Source organism: Pseudohongiella acticola (genome assembly GCF_001758195.1).
GTDB lineage: Bacteria > Pseudomonadota > Gammaproteobacteria > Pseudomonadales > Pseudohongiellaceae > Pseudohongiella > Pseudohongiella acticola.
The window spans coordinates 1,374,956-1,391,724 of the sequence record NZ_MASR01000001.1; the positions used below are offsets into that span (position 1 = coordinate 1,374,956).

At 56.7% G+C, this 16,769-nt stretch carries 13 protein-coding genes; 2 read left to right on the plus strand and 11 right to left on the minus strand.

Going from position 1 to position 16,769, the window contains the following annotated elements; all coding sequences use genetic code 11:
• Positions 1 to 15: 15 nt before the first annotated feature.
• The 4 genes from PHACT_RS05795 to PHACT_RS05810 all read right to left on the minus strand — a co-directional run bounded on the left by PHACT_RS05795 (position 16) and on the right by PHACT_RS05810 (position 5,306).
• Entirely contained in the window at positions 16 to 1,089 is a 1,074-nt protein-coding gene (locus PHACT_RS05795; protein WP_070116318.1) for a CNNM domain-containing protein, read from the minus strand.
• 92 nt (positions 1,090 to 1,181) lie between these two features.
• The gene (locus PHACT_RS05800; RefSeq protein ID WP_070116319.1) at positions 1,182 to 1,388 is read right to left on the minus strand and encodes a DUF2061 domain-containing protein; all 207 of its coding nucleotides are present in this window, start codon (positions 1,386 to 1,388) and stop codon (positions 1,182 to 1,184) included.
• A 165-nt stretch (positions 1,389 to 1,553) separates the two neighbouring features.
• Positions 1,554 to 3,020, minus strand: a complete 1,467-nt coding sequence (locus PHACT_RS05805) for an amidohydrolase family protein (RefSeq protein WP_070116320.1) — start codon at positions 3,018 to 3,020, stop codon at positions 1,554 to 1,556.
• Positions 3,021 to 3,260: 240 nt separating this feature from the next.
• Positions 3,261 to 5,306 carry an outer membrane protein assembly factor BamB family protein gene (locus tag PHACT_RS05810; RefSeq protein ID WP_070116321.1) on the minus strand — a complete coding sequence of 682 codons (2,046 nt, stop codon included), beginning with the start codon at positions 5,304 to 5,306 and terminating at the stop codon, positions 3,261 to 3,263.
• A gap of 292 nt (positions 5,307 to 5,598) precedes the next feature.
• Between PHACT_RS05810 and PHACT_RS05815 the strand changes: the two genes are divergently transcribed.
• Positions 5,599 to 7,203 (plus strand): bifunctional GNAT family N-acetyltransferase/carbon-nitrogen hydrolase family protein, encoded by a 1,605-nt coding sequence (locus PHACT_RS05815; RefSeq protein ID WP_070116322.1) that lies wholly within the window; start codon positions 5,599 to 5,601, stop codon positions 7,201 to 7,203.
• 10 nt (positions 7,204 to 7,213) lie between these two features.
• On the opposite strand, the gene PHACT_RS05820 is transcribed toward PHACT_RS05815, so the two are convergent.
• The 6 genes from PHACT_RS05820 to PHACT_RS05845 all read right to left on the minus strand — a co-directional run bounded on the left by PHACT_RS05820 (position 7,214) and on the right by PHACT_RS05845 (position 12,715).
• Positions 7,214 to 7,741, minus strand: coding sequence for a hypothetical protein (locus PHACT_RS05820; protein WP_070116323.1), 528 nt, complete (start codon positions 7,739 to 7,741; stop codon positions 7,214 to 7,216).
• An 11-nt stretch (positions 7,742 to 7,752) separates the two neighbouring features.
• Positions 7,753 to 8,571 carry a 23S rRNA (adenine(2030)-N(6))-methyltransferase RlmJ gene (locus tag PHACT_RS05825; RefSeq protein WP_070116324.1) on the minus strand — a complete coding sequence of 273 codons (819 nt, stop codon included), beginning with the start codon at positions 8,569 to 8,571 and terminating at the stop codon, positions 7,753 to 7,755.
• Between the two features lie 81 nt (positions 8,572 to 8,652).
• Positions 8,653 to 9,486, minus strand: coding sequence for an ABC transporter permease subunit (locus PHACT_RS05830; protein WP_070116325.1), 834 nt, complete (start codon positions 9,484 to 9,486; stop codon positions 8,653 to 8,655).
• Positions 9,483 to 10,430 carry an ABC transporter permease subunit gene (locus PHACT_RS05835; protein WP_397389504.1) on the minus strand — a complete coding sequence of 316 codons (948 nt, stop codon included), beginning with the start codon at positions 10,428 to 10,430 and terminating at the stop codon, positions 9,483 to 9,485. The genes PHACT_RS05830 and PHACT_RS05835 overlap by 4 nt, the downstream gene beginning before the upstream one ends.
• Positions 10,427 to 11,539, minus strand: coding sequence for an ABC transporter ATP-binding protein (locus tag PHACT_RS05840; RefSeq protein WP_070116326.1), 1,113 nt, complete (start codon positions 11,537 to 11,539; stop codon positions 10,427 to 10,429). Before PHACT_RS05840 ends, PHACT_RS05835 begins: the two co-directional genes overlap by 4 nt.
• A gap of 72 nt (positions 11,540 to 11,611) precedes the next feature.
• Entirely contained in the window at positions 11,612 to 12,715 is a 1,104-nt protein-coding gene (locus PHACT_RS05845; RefSeq protein ID WP_070116327.1) for a polyamine ABC transporter substrate-binding protein, read from the minus strand.
• A gap of 298 nt (positions 12,716 to 13,013) precedes the next feature.
• On the opposite strand from PHACT_RS05845, the gene rlmKL reads away from it, so the two are divergent.
• Entirely contained in the window at positions 13,014 to 15,194 is a 2,181-nt protein-coding gene (gene rlmKL, locus PHACT_RS05850) for a bifunctional 23S rRNA (guanine(2069)-N(7))-methyltransferase RlmK/23S rRNA (guanine(2445)-N(2))-methyltransferase RlmL (protein WP_070116328.1), read from the plus strand.
• Here rlmKL and PHACT_RS05855 read toward each other — a convergent pair.
• Entirely contained in the window at positions 15,171 to 16,769 is a 1,599-nt protein-coding gene (locus PHACT_RS05855; RefSeq protein ID WP_070116329.1) for a BCCT family transporter, read from the minus strand. The two genes, rlmKL and PHACT_RS05855, sit on opposite strands and share 24 nt — an antisense overlap.

The following is a 16,769-nucleotide window of genomic DNA, read 5'->3' on the forward strand; positions in this document are numbered from 1 at the left end:
CGGTCAGGGTAATCACTACTTGCCGGTATTACCCGTCGCGCCAGCATCCGTTGAAGCCTGACGCTGCGGCTTGCCGCTTTGATACTTCAGGCGGTTCTCCCAGCGTTTGCGCGCGAATCGGCGCATATTGGGAATATCATCGGTCTCGTCCATGATGGCCTGGCCCAGTATGGTCTCCAGCACGTCCTCCATGGTCACCAGGCCCAGCCAGGTGCCATATTGGTCGTAGACCATGGCCATGTGCTGGTGTTCAGCCAGAAATGCGCTGAGCAGCGCCTCAGCGCTGATTTCATCGGTGACAATCTTGACTGGCTTGATCAGGTCCGCCACATTGGCATCCGGGTCAGCGTCCAGCAGTTCGGCGCGAAATACCACTCCGTGCGGGTGTTCTTCCTGATCCACCACCGGGTAGCGTGAGAATGCGGTGTCGCGCATGGCATCAAGAATGTCGTCAACCGCTGAGTCTGCCAGCAGGTACTCGCAAACCGTCTTAGGCGTCATGATGTCCTTGATCAGCACTTCATGCAGATCCAGAATATTGGCAATCACCCGGCGCTCGTCTTCGTCCAGCTGATCGGTGTCCCGGCCCAGATTGGTTAATGCCTTGATCTCCGAACGCAGATCAACGTCCGATGTGCCCACCCCCATCCATTCAGTGATTTTGTCCGACATCATGATGAACGGTTTCAGGATCAGAATCAGGAAATTCAGGGTCGGCGGTAACCAGGGCACCAGACTCTGCCAATAACGTGCACCCAGGGTTTTGGGGATGATCTCGGACAGGATCAGCACCAGGAAGGTCATCACCGCCGATGCAACCGCCAGATAGCCATCACCAAACACAATGCCCACCTGCGCACCAACACCGGCTGCACCGAAGGTGTGGGCAACGGTATTGAGCGTGAGGATGGCAGCCAGAGGCTGGTCAATCCGGTCTTTGAGTTTGCGCAGCTTGCGATACAAAGACGGATCGGTTTGCCGAAAACGCGTGACGTGACTGGGAGTTAACGAAAGCAGCGCCGCTTCCAGCAAGGAACAGACGAAGGAAACGCATATGGATAAGAGTGCAAATACCAGAAGTAGGCCCATAGAGGGTCTTTGAATCTCCAAAAAACAGGGGATTTAAATGCTACTACACTAAGCGGCGCGGTCACAAACATTTACGTCAAAGGCAATCACGCTCAGGCGCTCAGCGCCGACGTCATTGCCTCCCCCGAATTGCGTTGCCAGAACTTTTCGTGCGCAAAGTAGACCACCGTATTGATGGCTGGCTCTACCAGCGCCACAGCGCCACCAATGAGCATGCTGCCAGTCATGGCCCATGCCACAGTGAAGGCAGTGATAAAGTGCAGCACGGCAAAGCTGGCGGTTTTTTGTACCTGTTTCATAGTCCTGTCCTCATTCGGTTGAAGTATGGTCACCAGCGGCGCTGGCGGCTACTTCGATGGAGAAAGCATAGGACAGGTGAGGCGCATTGGGAATTTGTTAATTCCTATCTTGATGATAATAATTATCAATAGCATTTTGCGCACACGCTGCAGACTCTTGTCCTTTTAGCCCCCCAGCTTCAGGAAATTAAGAAATTCACGCCGGGTCTTAGGCCCATAGGTTTTAAAGTGCGGTTGCGGATTGTTCATGTAAGCCAGTTTGCGCTGACTGACACTGTCAGCGGCCAGGAAGCTCTGGATTTCCGTGGCGGAGATGCGGTACGGCACCGCCGCATTCAGACCAAACACTTTGCGGCGCAGCTCAGGGGTGATCTCGGGATAATCAAAGCGCTCCTGAAACTCCTGTGAAATCTGGAAGGTGCGGAATGCCTGAATCTGGTCCTGCGGCGAGCCGTACCAGATGGAGTCGGTGCCCCACAGTACATTGTCGTGACCGACATATTTAAACAGTTTGCCCAGTGAATGCGCTGCATTGTCAGGGTCGCGCATCAACAGACGCCAGGTGCTGCCAAGCTCGGCATAAACATTACTGTTGGGCGCGACATCGTTGTCGATCAATGACTGAATCAGGGTATCGATACCCATGCGGTTTTCACCGGGCGCAAAAGCCTGTTCGGTGATGGAGTTGTCATAACCCGAGTGATAGATCAGGAAGTTCATGTCCGGATACATTTTCGCCACCACGCCAACATCGTCGCAGCGGCTGTGCTCCAGTGACACCGGGCCAAAGGGCAGGCCTTTGTGAATACAGATATTGCGCACTCCCAGCGAGCGCGCGCGCTCAATCATCGCCAGACCGGGGTCATCGCTTAACCAGTAACCAACGCCGCCGGGGCCAAACTGGGTATAGGTTTTAAAGGCACAGATATCCCAGCGCTCAGCCAGCTCGTCCATCGCTTCCAGGTCGCCATCCTGGTTGGGATTGACGCGGCCGTGGATCATCAGGCGTTTGCTGCCGTCCAGCTGCGCCACGATATTGCGGGTTTCGTTGGCATCTTCGATGGTCACCGGTTCACGCTCCTGCGTTGAGGGCACAAAACTCAACACCATAATGGAGGTATCGCTGTCCAGGAACACGTCCTTGATAAATTCATCGGCACTCAGGCAGTTGAGATAGGCACGGTCGCCCGGCATATCGGCCAGCTCACAACTGGCTTTTTCCATACCCGAATATGGGGTTGAGTTTTCCGGCACCAGGTTCAGCCAGGCGCCATTGGGATTCACATAGTGACCTTGCACATCAAAGATGAACTCGTTGCCATCGACCTCGGCCTGCGCCAGTTGCAGATCCAGCGCAGCATCATCACTGATCTGGTGAAAACCACCGCGTTTGCCGACGGCCGCATTGGCGGCATTAAACGCCAGCAACGTGCTGGCGGCACCGCAACTGGACACCAGAAATTTGCGACGGTCCCAACCGCGACGTTTGGCATGCGTGGTCGCATTGTCATGGGCAAGCTTATTGGCTTCGACATTGGTTGCCGACAAGGGCATGGGCGCGTATTCGCCATTGGAGGTGGTGTCGATCTTGATGGGCAGGCGGGTTCCGTCTTTATCGATATCGTTGTTCATGGTGCGGCAACCTCTTACATTTGAATTATTGGCGGGTCGATCGCTGAACGTTCACCTTCGAATGTAGCAAGAAATCCGTCACCTGAACATCAATTCCCGACGCCACAGACGTTCCTTCCGCCGCAACGTCGGGCGCATCAAAGTCAGCCGTCAGCCATAAAAAAACCCGCCGTACCTTGTCGGTGCGACGGGTTTTTAATGCTCGGGCCCTGACGGATCAGAGCCCAGGCAGCGTCACCATCAGTCCGGCAGAGCCAGTGCTGTCAGTGTGCCACCGGTTTGCAGCATCACGTACTGCTTGCCTTCGTGCTGGTAGTTCATCATGCCATAGCGGCTTTGCTCAGGCACGGCAACAACGCCCAGTTGTTCGCCAGTCTCTTTATCGACTGCAAACAGAGCTGGCGTGCCGTCGCTCATGGAGCTGGCGTACATCAGCATGGTATCGGTGACCGTCATTGGCGCAACAGTACCGCTGCCGGTGTTGCCAACGTCGATGCCTTCCAGCGCCGGATGGTTCTTGACGCGATCAGGGGTTTCACCAACAGGGATGAACCATTTGTGATCACCGGTGTTCAGGTCGATCGCAGTGATGCGGCTGAACGGTGGCTTGAACAGTGGCAGACCCTGTGGACCACGCACCAGTGCTGAACGCAGCGGAGCGTAAGCTGTGAAGGTGGTGCCTGTCGGCAGCTCGAGCATGGCATCACGCTCCTGCGCCGGTGCCATGATACGGTTGGTGCAACCCTTACGTGAGGTTACAAACAGCGTACCCGTGGTCGGATCACCAGCAGCCGGACCATCGATGTTGACACCACCGATGTCACCTGGACACCACAATGCGGCAGTCTTGCCCATTTCATTGTCACGGTGCAGTGGTGGCTGGAACAACGGACCGGTTTCAAACTCGGAAATGGCTTCAATAGCCTGCTGGCGCAGTTCCGGTGTGAAATCGATCAGGTCGTCGTGGGTCAGACCCTGCATATCGTAAGGCGCTGGTTTGGTCGGGAAAGGCTGTGTTGGAGACAACACTTCACCCGGGATCAGACCCGCCGGTACTTCACGCTCTTCGATTGGCCAGATTGGCTCACCGGTTTCGCGGTTGAAGACGTAGGTAAATGCCTGTTTGCTCACCTGCGCCACCACGGGCACAGTCTGACCGTTTTGCTGGATGTCCAGCAGTACGGGTGCAGTCGGCGTATCGTAATTCCAGATGTCCTTGTGGACCAGCTGGAAGTGCCATGCACGCTCACCAGTAGAGGCATTCAGCGCGATCAGGCTGGTGCCATACAGGTTATCGCCCTGCAGGTGACCACGATAGAAGTCGATGGACGCAGCATTGGTCGGAATGTAGACCATGTCCAGTTCCGGATCGGCGGCCACAGGTGCCCAGGAAGAAATCTCACCAGTGTATGCGCGTGGGTCTTCGAGCTGGTTGCCATCGCCATCCTGCCAGGTATCCCAGCCGAATTCGCCTTTGTCCGGAATGATGTTGAAGGTCCACTTGTGCTCGCCGGTTTTGCTGTCAAAACCGAGGATGTCACCGGGAATATTCTCGAAACGGGTCTGGTTGTAGCCCTGCTCTGCCGAGTTAGGTACAACAACCGTGCCGTTCACCACGATGGGTGGAGACGAGCCAGTGATGTAACCTTCTTCCAGCGGGATGCCGTAGTACGGGTCAAACTCGTAACCATTGGCTTCTGCCAGGATTTTCTGCAGGTCGACAACACCGGTTTCAGGGAAACCTTCAACACCGATCTCGTGACCAAAACCTTCCAGCGGTGCGCCGGTTTTAGCGTCCAGCGCGGTCAGGAAGAAACCCGGGCTGATGATGTAGATAACACCTTTACCGTCGACTTCCGCGTAGCCTACGCCTTTACCGTAGTCTTTACGCATGGAGTATTCGTGACGGAAAGTGTGCGGTTCGCGGTAGGACCAGATGGTCTCGCCGGTTTCCGGGTCCATCGCAACCACATGGCGGCGATCGCCGGCTACTGTGTATAGAACGCCGTCGATATAGCTTGGCGTTGAGCGACCACTGCTGGCACCAAAGCTGGCGCCGTCCCAGACCCAGGCCGTCTCAAGGGATTCAAAATTGTCTGCGTTGATCTGTGACGCCGGCAAATATCGGGTATGCGCAAAATCGGACCCGAGGCTCATCCATTCGATTGACTCTTCCTGGGCAGTCAGCAGCGCGGGAGCGCCCATCGCCACGCCTGCTGCCAGAGCAGCCAGGCCGGTCAGCACAGGCTTTTTGACAAAGCCGCCTGCCAGTAATTTACTTTTCATATTCACGTGCACTCTCCTCATCAAGCCAAAAACAATATTCGGGCTTTTGTGGTTTTCTTGTTGTCAGCATTCGCCAGGACGTACCCCACCCACACCGGCTAAGCAGTTCTGCAGCCCCCCTTCTACAGGCTTACTGAACCGCTGGCTTACTGAGACTCGCTCTCAGAGGGAAGGAGGGTCGAGGATACCGCAACACCTGCGCCAAGTCCATATGAGCGCCTGTCATGGATTTAATGTCGCCATTTTGCTACTTTAGAAGTCCGATTTGCCGCATTTTACCGGACCCGAATTTATGACAGCCGACACGCCCTCTGATGTTCACCTGAAACTCCGCAACCTGACCGAGGACGACTACCCGCAACTGGCGCGCCTGATGGAAGCCGTGTACCCGGATATCGGCGGCGCCTGGCCGGAGTCGTCAATACGCCGGCTGATCAAGGACTTCCCTGAGGGGCAGATCGCCATTGAGGACTATGGCAACCTGGTCGCAGCCGCGCTGACTATCCGTTGCGACTATGATCGCTTCAGCCGCCAGCACACCTACGATGACCTTATCGGCCGCCGCGAGCAGATAAAACATGACCCCGATGGTGATGCCATGTACGGCATGGACCTGTTTGTTGACCCCGAGTACCGCGATTTGCGCCTGGGCCGACGCCTGTACGATGCCCGTAAGGACATGTGCCGCGATCTGAACCTGCGCGCCATTCTGGCCGGTGGCCGTATCACCAGCTATCACAAGTTCGCCGAAGAAATGACGCCAATGCAGTACATCGCCGCGGTCGATCGCAAAGACGCGCACGACCCCATTCTCAGCTTTCAGCTGGCCAATGACTTTGAGGTCAAACGCCTGCTCAAGGACTACAACCCGCAGGACGAAAAGTCCCAGGGTTACGCCACCCTGCTGGAATGGAACAACATCCTGTACGAACCTGAAACCAGCGATCTCAGCCAGCGCCGCAAAGCCGTGGTACGTATCGGCATCCTGCAATGGCAGATGCGCCTGACCAGCTCCTTTGATGCCTGGCTGTCACAGGTGGAGTATTTCGTTGACACCATGGCCGACTATCAGGCCGACTTTGTCCTGTTCCCGGAATTCTTCAACGCGCCACTGATGGGGCTGGGTGACCAGACCAATCAGTTCGAGGCCATCCGCTTCCTGTCCACTTTCGCCAACCGTTCCATTGAAGCGCTGTCCGAGTTTGCGATTACTTACAACATCAACATCATCGCCGGCAGTATACCGGTGATGGAAGGTGACAAGCTGCTCAACAAAGCCTACCTGTGCCGTCGCGACGGTACCGTAGACTCACAGGCAAAACTGCATATCACGCCGCACGAACGCCGTGACTGGGTGATTGATGGCGGTGACAGCCTGCAGGTATTCGACACCGACGCCGGTCGCATCGGCATTCTGATCTGTTATGACGTGGAGTTCCCGGAGCTGTCGCGCATGCTCGCCAAGGGCGGCATGGACATTCTGTTTGTGCCGTTCTGGACAGATACCAAAAACGGTTTCCTGCGGGTGCAACGCTGCGCCCAGGCGCGGGCCATTGAAAACGAATGCTACGTCGCCATTGGCGGCAGCGTCGGCAACCTGCCACAGGTGCATAACGTGGACATCCAGTATGCACAGTCCGCCGTGTATTCACCGTCGGATTTTGCCTTCCCGCACGATGCCATCATGGCAGAAAGCACACCCAACACCGAGATGGCGCTGGTGGCCGACCTGGACCTGGACAAGCTGGTGCAGGTGCGTCACGAGGGTTCTGTCACCAACGCCAAGGATCAGCGCCACGACCTGTACGAAGTTCGCTGGATAGGACCGGAAAAAACCGAAGCCGATCCAAGCGATCAGGCCCAACAAATCTCGGAAGGCGATACCACCAAAGGCTAGCCCTGAAGCTTTACCCGCCGGCGGGCGCCATCGGTAACAGCCGGGCTGTTAGCGACAGCGTGTAAGCGCCGGTGGTGCCGGGGTCGTAGGTATTAACGTAGATTGAGTAGTGATCATATTCGGCGGCAAACACCACCTGAGCATCAAGACTTTCTTCTTCGAAATCATCATTTTCCAGCTGAATCAATACCTCGTCGCAGCTACCCACGCCGATCAGCAGAAAACTGTCGAAGTCATCCGAGCGCAGCGTCACGGTATATTCCATGCCCGCCTGCGGGCGTAACTGAAAACAGTCCGCATAGGTACCGTCATTCATCTGCGGATGGGACTCCTGCAATTCACCGGCGTGCACCGTCCCGGGCGACAGCTCCAGGCCGCTGTAAACCAACGGGGCGGACGGCGTCTGGGCTGTTTCTTGCGCTGCATCCTGTTCCGTGACAACCTCTTGTGCAGCGAGCGGCATGCCGACGAGCAGCGCCGCCCCTGCCAGCGCCAATCGGCCCGCAATCTTCATTGATGCTGTGACTTCAACCTTCATAAAATCGTTCCTTAAACCTGTAGCAGCGGCTGAATTTTTTTCAGCGCGGCGTTCACCCGCTCGGCCAGTTGCCAGGGCGGATTGATAATATACATGCCCGAGCCATGCATCCCAAATTCATCCGATTGTGTCGCCACACTCAATTCAATGTTGATGCTGTCGGCGACGACGCCCAGCTTCTGTTTAATCAGACCACTCAGATCGCGGGATTGCCCAAGCAGCGGGTACCACAGTGCAATGATACCGGTCGGCCAGCGACGATGCACTGCCAGCACGGTTTTGATGGCCTGCTGATAATCCGCCTTGATCTCGTAAGCCGGGTCCATCAGTAACACACCCCGGCGCGGCGTCGGCGGTGTCAGCGCCACGGCACCTTCAAAACCATCGCGGTGATGAACGCTGATCCGCGAGTCCCGCTTGAAGTTGTCGCGCACATGGTCAATTTCAGTGCTGTGCAGCTCCATCAGTATCGCCAGATCGTCGGCGCGCAACTGTGCCTGCATGATGGCCGGTGACCCCGGGTAATTGCCAATACTGTTGCCGGTATCGGTCGGGTTGATCTCTGCCACCAGGGCCAGGTAGTCACTCACCAGGTCAATATTCTTCAACTTGTCGCGTTGCTGCCACAGTCGCAGAAAACCCTGTGCCGCTTCACCGGTCTTGCGTGCCGGCTCACTGCTCAGATTATAAAAACCATTGCCACTGTGGCTGTCGATTGCCACGAAGGGTTTGTCCTTGTTGCGCAATTGCTGCAGCACTGCCAGCAGGGTCAGGTGTTTGAGCACGTCAGCATGATTGCCGGCATGATAGGCATGGCGGTAACTCAACATACGATCGGTCTCGCAAGTTGCGACGGAGAGTCTGGGTGAGTCATGAAAATCCTAAGGCTGCTATGTGTTGGTACGGACGCGTTAATGTTTGTGCGTCTGCTGCTTGTCCTGACGATACATCAGGTAGCCCGCCACGGATACCGCCACCACCACGACGGCAATGATGATAGTGGCCAGAGCATTGATCTGCGGACTCACGCCCAACCTGACACTGGAGTACACCACCATGGGCAAGGTGGTCGCACCCGGCCCGGAAACAAAACTGGCCACCACCAGATCGTCCATCGACAGGGTGAACGCCAGCAACCAGCCGGCAACCAGCGATGGCGCAATGACCGGCAGGGTGATGGTAAAAAACACCTTCAGCGGACGTGCCCCCAGGTCCATGGCAGCCTCTTCCAGCGATGCATCCATGTACGCCAGCCGACTTTGCACCACCACGGTGACATAGGCCATGCAGAAGGTCACATGCGCCATGATGATGGTGCTCTGACCACGACTCGCGGGCCAGCCAATCAGATCAGCCATCGACATGAACAACAGCAGCAATGACAAACCCAGAATGATCTCCGGCATCACCAGCGGTGCCGCCACCATGATACCCAGCGAGCGCGCGCCCCATTGACGCCGAAAACGCACCAGTGCCATCGCCGCCAGCGTCCCCAGTACCACCGCAAGCGTCGCCGCCACAGCAGCAACCTTGATACTGAGCCATGCCGCGGACAGCAACTGCTCATTCTGCATCAGCTCGCCGTACCAGCGGGTGCTGAAACCGGCCCACACCGTCACCAGTCGGCTTTCATTAAACGAATACACAATCAGGCTGAGAATCGGCGCATACAGAAACACATAACCAAATGCCAGCGCTGTCCACAGCCATGGGAAACCACGCCTGGGTTTTTGGGCAACCTTCATGTTGCCTCCTCCAGTTGCGCCCGCATCTCGTACCGCCGCAATAACAGGAACGGCAGTATCAGCACCACCAACAACACCGCCGCCAGCGACGATGCCACCGGCCAGTCGCGATTGTTAAAAAACTCGGTCCACATCAACTTGCCCAGCATCAGACTGTCCGGCCCGCCCAGCAGGTCAGGTATCACAAACTCGCCCATGACCGGAATAAACACCAGCATGGCACCAGCAATGACACCTGGCACTGACTGCGGCCAGGTAATGCTAAAGAATTGCCGCACCGGACGCGCGCCCAGGTCGGCAGCTGCCTCCAGCAGCACCGGGTCCAGTCGCGACAACGTGGCATACAGTGGCAACACCATAAACGGCAGGTAAGCGTAGGTGACACCGATATAAACCGCCAGCGGTGTGTGCATGATCGCCAGTGGCTGCTCAATGACACCCAGCCACAACAGCAGGTTATTGAGAATGCCGTTGGTGTTCAGAATACCCATCCAGGCATACACACGAATCAGAAAGGAGGTCCAGAATGGCAGAATCACCAGCATCAGCAAGGGCATGCGCAGATGCGTGGGGGCGCGTGCGATGGCATAGGCCATGGGGTATCCAATCAGCAGACACAGTGCGGTGGAAATTGACGCAACTTTTAATGACCCCAGCAGTGCGCTGGTGTACAGACTGTCATCCCACAACAGGCCGTAGTTACCAAAATTGACCACAATGTTGACCAGGCCGTCAGCGGTTTCACGAATCCAGCCCAGATACGGTGGCTGCGCCAGCGCCGGTTCCGACAGACTTATTTTGACAATAAACAGAAACGGCAGGCAGAAAAACACCACCAGCCACAGCCACGGTATTCCGGTAACCAGCCCGCGTGCGATATTCACCTGGCGCAGTCGTGCGCGCAGGTTTTCCGGCAGGCTGACAGAGCCATCGCGGCCGTTCACAGTGCGAGCAACCCGCAACGATCCGCATGCCAGCCCAGCGCGATGGTCTGGCCCCAGGTCAGCGGCAACTCCGCCAGTGCCTGCACGTTGGGCTGGGTATACTTCACACGTTTACCCGAGGCGAGTTCAACATGATAGATCGACTCATCACCCAGGTAGGCGATTTCGCGGATCACACCACTCATCGTATTGGGCAGCTCATCACCAGCTTGCGGTTGCCGGATTTTTTCCGGGCGCACGGCCACTGTCACCGGCATGCCAATGGTCATGGGCTGACTGTGACGCACACATAGCTGACCGCCGGCCTCGTCACTGTCGACCCAGACCTGATCACCCTGCTGACGACACACAATGCCGTCAAACAGGTTTACATTGCCGATGAAGCTGGCCGCGTAACGACTGAGCGGGAATTCATACATGCGGCGCGGCGAGTCCACCTGTTCAATGCGACCTTCACGCATCAGCGCTATTCGCGACGACATGGTCATGGCTTCTTCCTGATCATGCGTCACTACAATAAAGGTAATGCCCAGGCGCTCCTGCAAATTCACCAGCTCGAACTGCGTCTGTTCCCGCAACTTGCGATCCAGTGCACCCAGTGGTTCATCCAGCAACAGAATTTTTGGCAGCTTTGCCAGCGCCCGCGCCAACGCCACGCGTTGCCGCTGACCGCCAGAAAGTTGATGCGGTTTGCGATGGCCGAGCTTTTCGATCTGCACCAGCGCCAGCATTTCACGCACGCGCTCATCACGCTGCGCCTTCGCCATGCGATCCTGTTTCACACCGTAGGCAATGTTGTCTGCCACACTCATGTGCGGGAACAGTGCGTAGCTCTGGAACATCATGTTGACCTGACGCTCATAGGGCGGAAGATCGGTGACGTCTTTGCCGTCTATAAAAATACGGCCTTCGCTGGGGGTTTCAAACCCCGCCAGCATTCTCAGCAGCGTGGTCTTGCCGCAACCGGATGATCCCAGCAGGGAGAAAAACTCTTTCTCTTCGATATCCAGACTCACGTTGTCCACAGCATAGGTGCTGCCAAAGACCTTGGTGACATTCCGGATGCTGACCAGCGCTTCCTGCTCAGGTTTAGCCACAGTGTTGTTCATCCACCCGCCTCGAATTTTGCCTGTAACAATTCAGGTTGTGACACTCGGCATTGCGACAATGCCCCTCTGCAATCAGCGCCCGGTTTTTACTCGCGTCCACAATCGGTTCATGCTGCGGATCTGGGAATCACTGGGTGTCTTCAGCACTATAAAACGTTCCTGCGTAGCAGGCGGCGGATAGATACCCGGGTCATTGCGCACTGCATCATCCACCAGGTCCACCGACGCAGTATTGGCATTGGCATAAGCAACATGGTTACTCACGCCGGCAATAACCTCTGGTTCCATAATGTAGTCCAGAAACGCGTGTGCGTTGGCAACGTTGGGCGCGTCTGCCGGGATGGCAAATACATCGGTCCACACCACGGCGCCTTCCGACGGCGCTGCGTAGGCAATGTTAACGCCATTATCAGCTTCGTTGGCACGATCACGGGCCTGCAAAACATCGCCAGAATACCCGTGCGCGACACAGAGATCGCCATTGGCCAGATCACTGATATAGGATGAGCTGTGGAAATAACGAATGTGCGGGCGCACTGCCGCCACCACGTCAGCCGCTTCCTGCGCCTCGGCACTGCCGTAGGCATCGGTGGGCAGGCCACGGTAAGCGCGGGCGGCCACAAACACTTCAGTGACATCATCCATCAGCGACACACCACACGCCGACAGACGCGACACGATTTCCGGATCAAACACCAGCCGCCAGGTATCCAGTGGCATGTCGTCGCCCAGAATGGCCCTGACCTTGTCGACATTGTAACCAATGCCGGTCGTACCCCACATGTAAGGCAGCAAATACTGATTGCCCGGATCAATGTCGCTCAAAGACTGCAGAATGACCGGGTCAAGATTACCCAGGTTGCTCAACTGGCTTTTGTCCAGTGGCTGATACAGGCCGGCGCGGATGTGTCGGTCAGCAAACGGACGTGCCGTCGGCACAATCAGGTCGTAGCCGCTGCGGCCAGCCAGCATGCGGGTCTCAAGTACTTCGTTGGAATCGTAAACATCGTAGGAGACGTCGATGCCGGTTCGGTCCTGAAATGCACTGATGGTGTCTTCAGCAATATAGTCCGACCAGTTGTAAACGTTGACGCTGCCCTGAGCCATGACATGACAGGTAGTGCCGGTGAAAGCCAGGGCTGTGACAAGAGCAAGACGACGGGCAAGCTTTTTCATCAGGGAACTCCTCCGCGGAGACTACGATATAGACCACGATATTGACGACAATACAGAAGACAGACCGGCTGTTCCCGGGGGCAGCATTCGGCATCCAGAAGCACCCACCGTAAAACGCGCATAATAGAGCAATCTGGCAAAAAGAAAAGTGTTTTTTACGCCATTGAAATTGTCGCAAAAGCCTTGCACCATAAGGGTTCGCCGGCTGCTTTGAGGCCAACAACGACAGCCGCCGCGGGCATTCAAACACGATTCGTATTATCATGACGCCCCAAACTTCCGGATAGACTCTCAGCCCATGTCAGACAGCCCGTTTTCTTTCTTCGCCAGTTGCGCCAAAAGCCTTGAACCTCTGTTGGCAGAAGAGCTGCAGCAATGCGGCGCCAGCGATGTTCGTCAGACAGTTGCCGGTGTCAGTTTCACTGGCACGTTGCTGGAAGCCTATCGGGCGGTGATGTTCTCCCGTATGGCCAGTCGTATCATCCTGCTTTTGCACGAACAACTGGTGCCGGATGCCGATGCCCTGTACGCAGCTGCCGACAGCATCGACTGGACGCAGCACATGAGCAGCCGCGACAGTTTTGCCATCAGCGCCGCCGGGACCACCCATAATCTGCGCCATACCCAGTTCATTGCCCAGCGCATCAAAGACGCCATTGTCGACCAGTTCCGCAACAGCGGTCAGGACCGGCCCGACGTGTCCAAACAGGACCCGGATCTGCGTATCCATGCTGTTATCAAGAAGGGTCGCGTCAGCCTGGGTGTCGACCTGGTCAACGGCAGCCTGCACCGGCGTGGCTATCGCCAGGAACAGGGTGAAGCGCCGATGAAAGAAACCCTGGCCGCGGCGCTGCTGATTCGCGCCGACTGGCCTGCCCTGATGCATAAGGATAACGCCATCATTGTGGATCCCATGTGCGGGGCTGGCACGTTGTTGATTGAAGCCGCATTAATGGCGCTGGACGTCGCCCCGGGACTGTTGCGCGAAAGCCAGCTGTCGGCGTGGCCACATCACGACCAGAGCGCGGCCGCTGTTGTGCGGCAGGAGGCGGAGCAGCGCAAACAACGCGGCGCCACCTGGACCGGACAGGCATTGGGCAGCGACCACGACCTGCGCTCACTGGGCATGGCGCGGCGCAATGCGGAACGGGCCGGGGTCTGGGACCACGTCGAATTCAGCTCAACCGCGTTGCAGGACCTCAAACTGGGTCAGGCACCCACGCTGTTGATTACCAACCCACCTTACGCCGAACGTCTGGGCGACGAGGCACAGGTGATGGCGCTGTATCAGGCGCTCGGCGATGTCATTCGCCGCGAAGCCATGGGCGCCGAGGTTGCGGTCTTCACCGCCCGTCCGGAATGGGGCAAACTGATTGGCATCCACAGCCACAAACAATATGCCCTGTTTAATGGCGCGCTGCCGGCCAAATTATTATTGTTCCGGGTTGATGACGATTCCGTTTATCAGAACCGAAAAACAGCGGTCGCCGGTTCCCAGCTAGTGACAGAGGATGCGCTCGACAATGGCGGCCAGATGCTGGCCAATCGCCTGCGCAAGAATCTCAAGAACACCGGCCGCTGGGCGCGCCAGCAAGGCCACGGCTGCTACCGCCTGTACGATGCCGATATGCCTGAATACGCCTTTGCCATCGATGTCTATACGGACATGGAAGGCCAGATGCACATCCACATGCAGGAGTACAAAGCCCCCGCCTCGGTCAGCGATGCCGACGCCGAACAGCGCCGGCGCCAGTGCGTGCTCGCGGTGCAGGTTGTGTTGCAATTGCCCTCGCAGTTTATCAGCATCAAGGTGCGTGAACGTCAACGCGGCAAACAGCAATACCAGCCCACACGTGAACAGGGCGAAGACATCGTGGTGCAGGAAGGTGATGCCCGGCTGATCGTCAACCTGGAGCGTTATCTGGACACGGGCCTGTTTCTCGACCACCGCCCGATGCGCCGCTATGTGCATGATCATGCCGCCGGCAAGGACGTGCTGAACCTGTTCTGTTATACCGGCTCGGTCAGCGTGCAGGCCGCCCTGGGCGGCGCCCGGCGCACGGTCAGTGTGGATCTGTCCAGCACCTACCTGAGCTGGGCGCAGCGCAACCTGGCACTGAATGAGCTGAACCTGAGCAGCAATGAGCTGGTGGAAATGGATTGTCTGCGTTACCTGCAGAAATGCCGGCAGGACTTCGACCTGATCTTCCTTGATCCGCCCACGTTCTCCAATTCAAAAAGCACCGACAACGTGCTGGACATTCAACGCGATCACGGTGAACTGATTGAACTGTGCATGCAGCGACTGCGCCCGCAGGGGCTGTTGATTTTCTCCACCAACATGCGCAAGTTCAAACTGGACCCGGCACTGGCGGAGCGGTTCGACATTGAGCCGTTTTCCGCTGCCAGTATCGACCGGGACTTTGCCCGCAACAACCGGATCCATCAGGTCTGGTTATTGCGCGCCCTTGCTGTCTGACGGTTTTGACCCCATCGGATCCATGTGCGGCACTTTACCGGCAGCCGAATCGGCCAGCGTATAACCAAGGTGGTCGGCATGCAATGAACGCAGCAGTGAGTACGCCATAAACACCAGCAGCACACAGAACGGAAAGCCCATTGTGGTGATGACGTTCTGCAAAGCCGGCAATCCGCCGCCGAGTAACAGAGTGGCGGCAATCAGGCCCAGCAGCAAGGTCCAGAAGACCCGTTGCCCGGTTTTGCTCTTCTGATTGTCGTTACGTGACAGCACATCCACCACCAGCGCCGCCGAATCAGCGGAGGTGGTCAGGAATACCACAATCACTACCAGACTGAGCACCGAAATCAATGTCGAGGCCGGGAAGTAACTGAGAAACTCGAACAGCGCCACCGACACATCAGCCTCTACCTGAGTGGTCAGATCCACGCCCTGATTCAGCTCAAGATCCATGGCGGCCAGACCAAACACGGTAAACCACACCACCGTGAACAGCAGCGGCGCACCCAGCGCACCGCCAACAAATTGCCGGATGGTACGCCCTTTGGAAATGCGCGCAATAAAGATACCGACATACGGTGCCCAGGAGATGGTCCAGGCCCAATAGAACACCGTCCAGCTCTGCTGCCAGCTGGTGCCCTGGTAGGCTTCAGTCCAGAACGACATCCACGGCAGATTCTGCATGTAGTTGCCAAAATTCTGCACAATGCCGGAGGTGACAAACAGGGTCGGCCCTGCCACCCAGACAAACAGCATCACGATCAGGGCCAGAACGATGTTGATTTCCGACAAACGCTTGATGCCACGATCCAGCCCCAGCGCGACAGAAATGGTCGCAACAATGGTAATCACCACCACAATCAGTAATTGTGACAGCTGGCCAATAGGCACACCGAGCACTGCATTGAGACCACTGTTTAATTGCAGCGTACCCAGTCCCACTGACACAGCAACCCCGAACAGCGTCCCCAGCAACGCAATAACATCAATCGTCCACCCCAACGGACCAAAGATTCTTTTGCCCATCACCGGATAAAAAATGCTGCTGATGCGCATCGGCAAACCCTGACGATAGGTAAAATACGCGATCGCCAGCGCAGGCAAAGTAAAGATGGTCCAGGTGTGCAAACCAAAATGATACAACGCAATGTTCATGGCATTTTTGGCTGCGTCGACGGTGCCGGCTTCAACATCTTCAAGCGGCGGATTGGCAAAATGCGATAACGGTTCGGCCACCCCCCAGAACATCAGGATGGTGCCGATACCTGCGGCAAACAGCATGGCAAACCAGGTCACCGTCGGGTATTCCGGCCCTTCGTCGTCCGGCCCCAGCCTTACATGACCATAACGACTCAGCGCCAGCCACACCAAAAAGATCAGCAGACCACTGACACTGAGCACATAGAACCAGCCGAAGTACTGAAAGGTAAAGGTACCTACTTCGCCAAAGAACGCGGCAAACTCGCTGTTAAAAGGAATCGCCAGACAGACAAACAGTATGGCAATACCGGCGGCGCTAAAAAAAATCTGGGGAATGGCGTTCAGACCCAAAAACCCGGCTAATCGATCGAACAT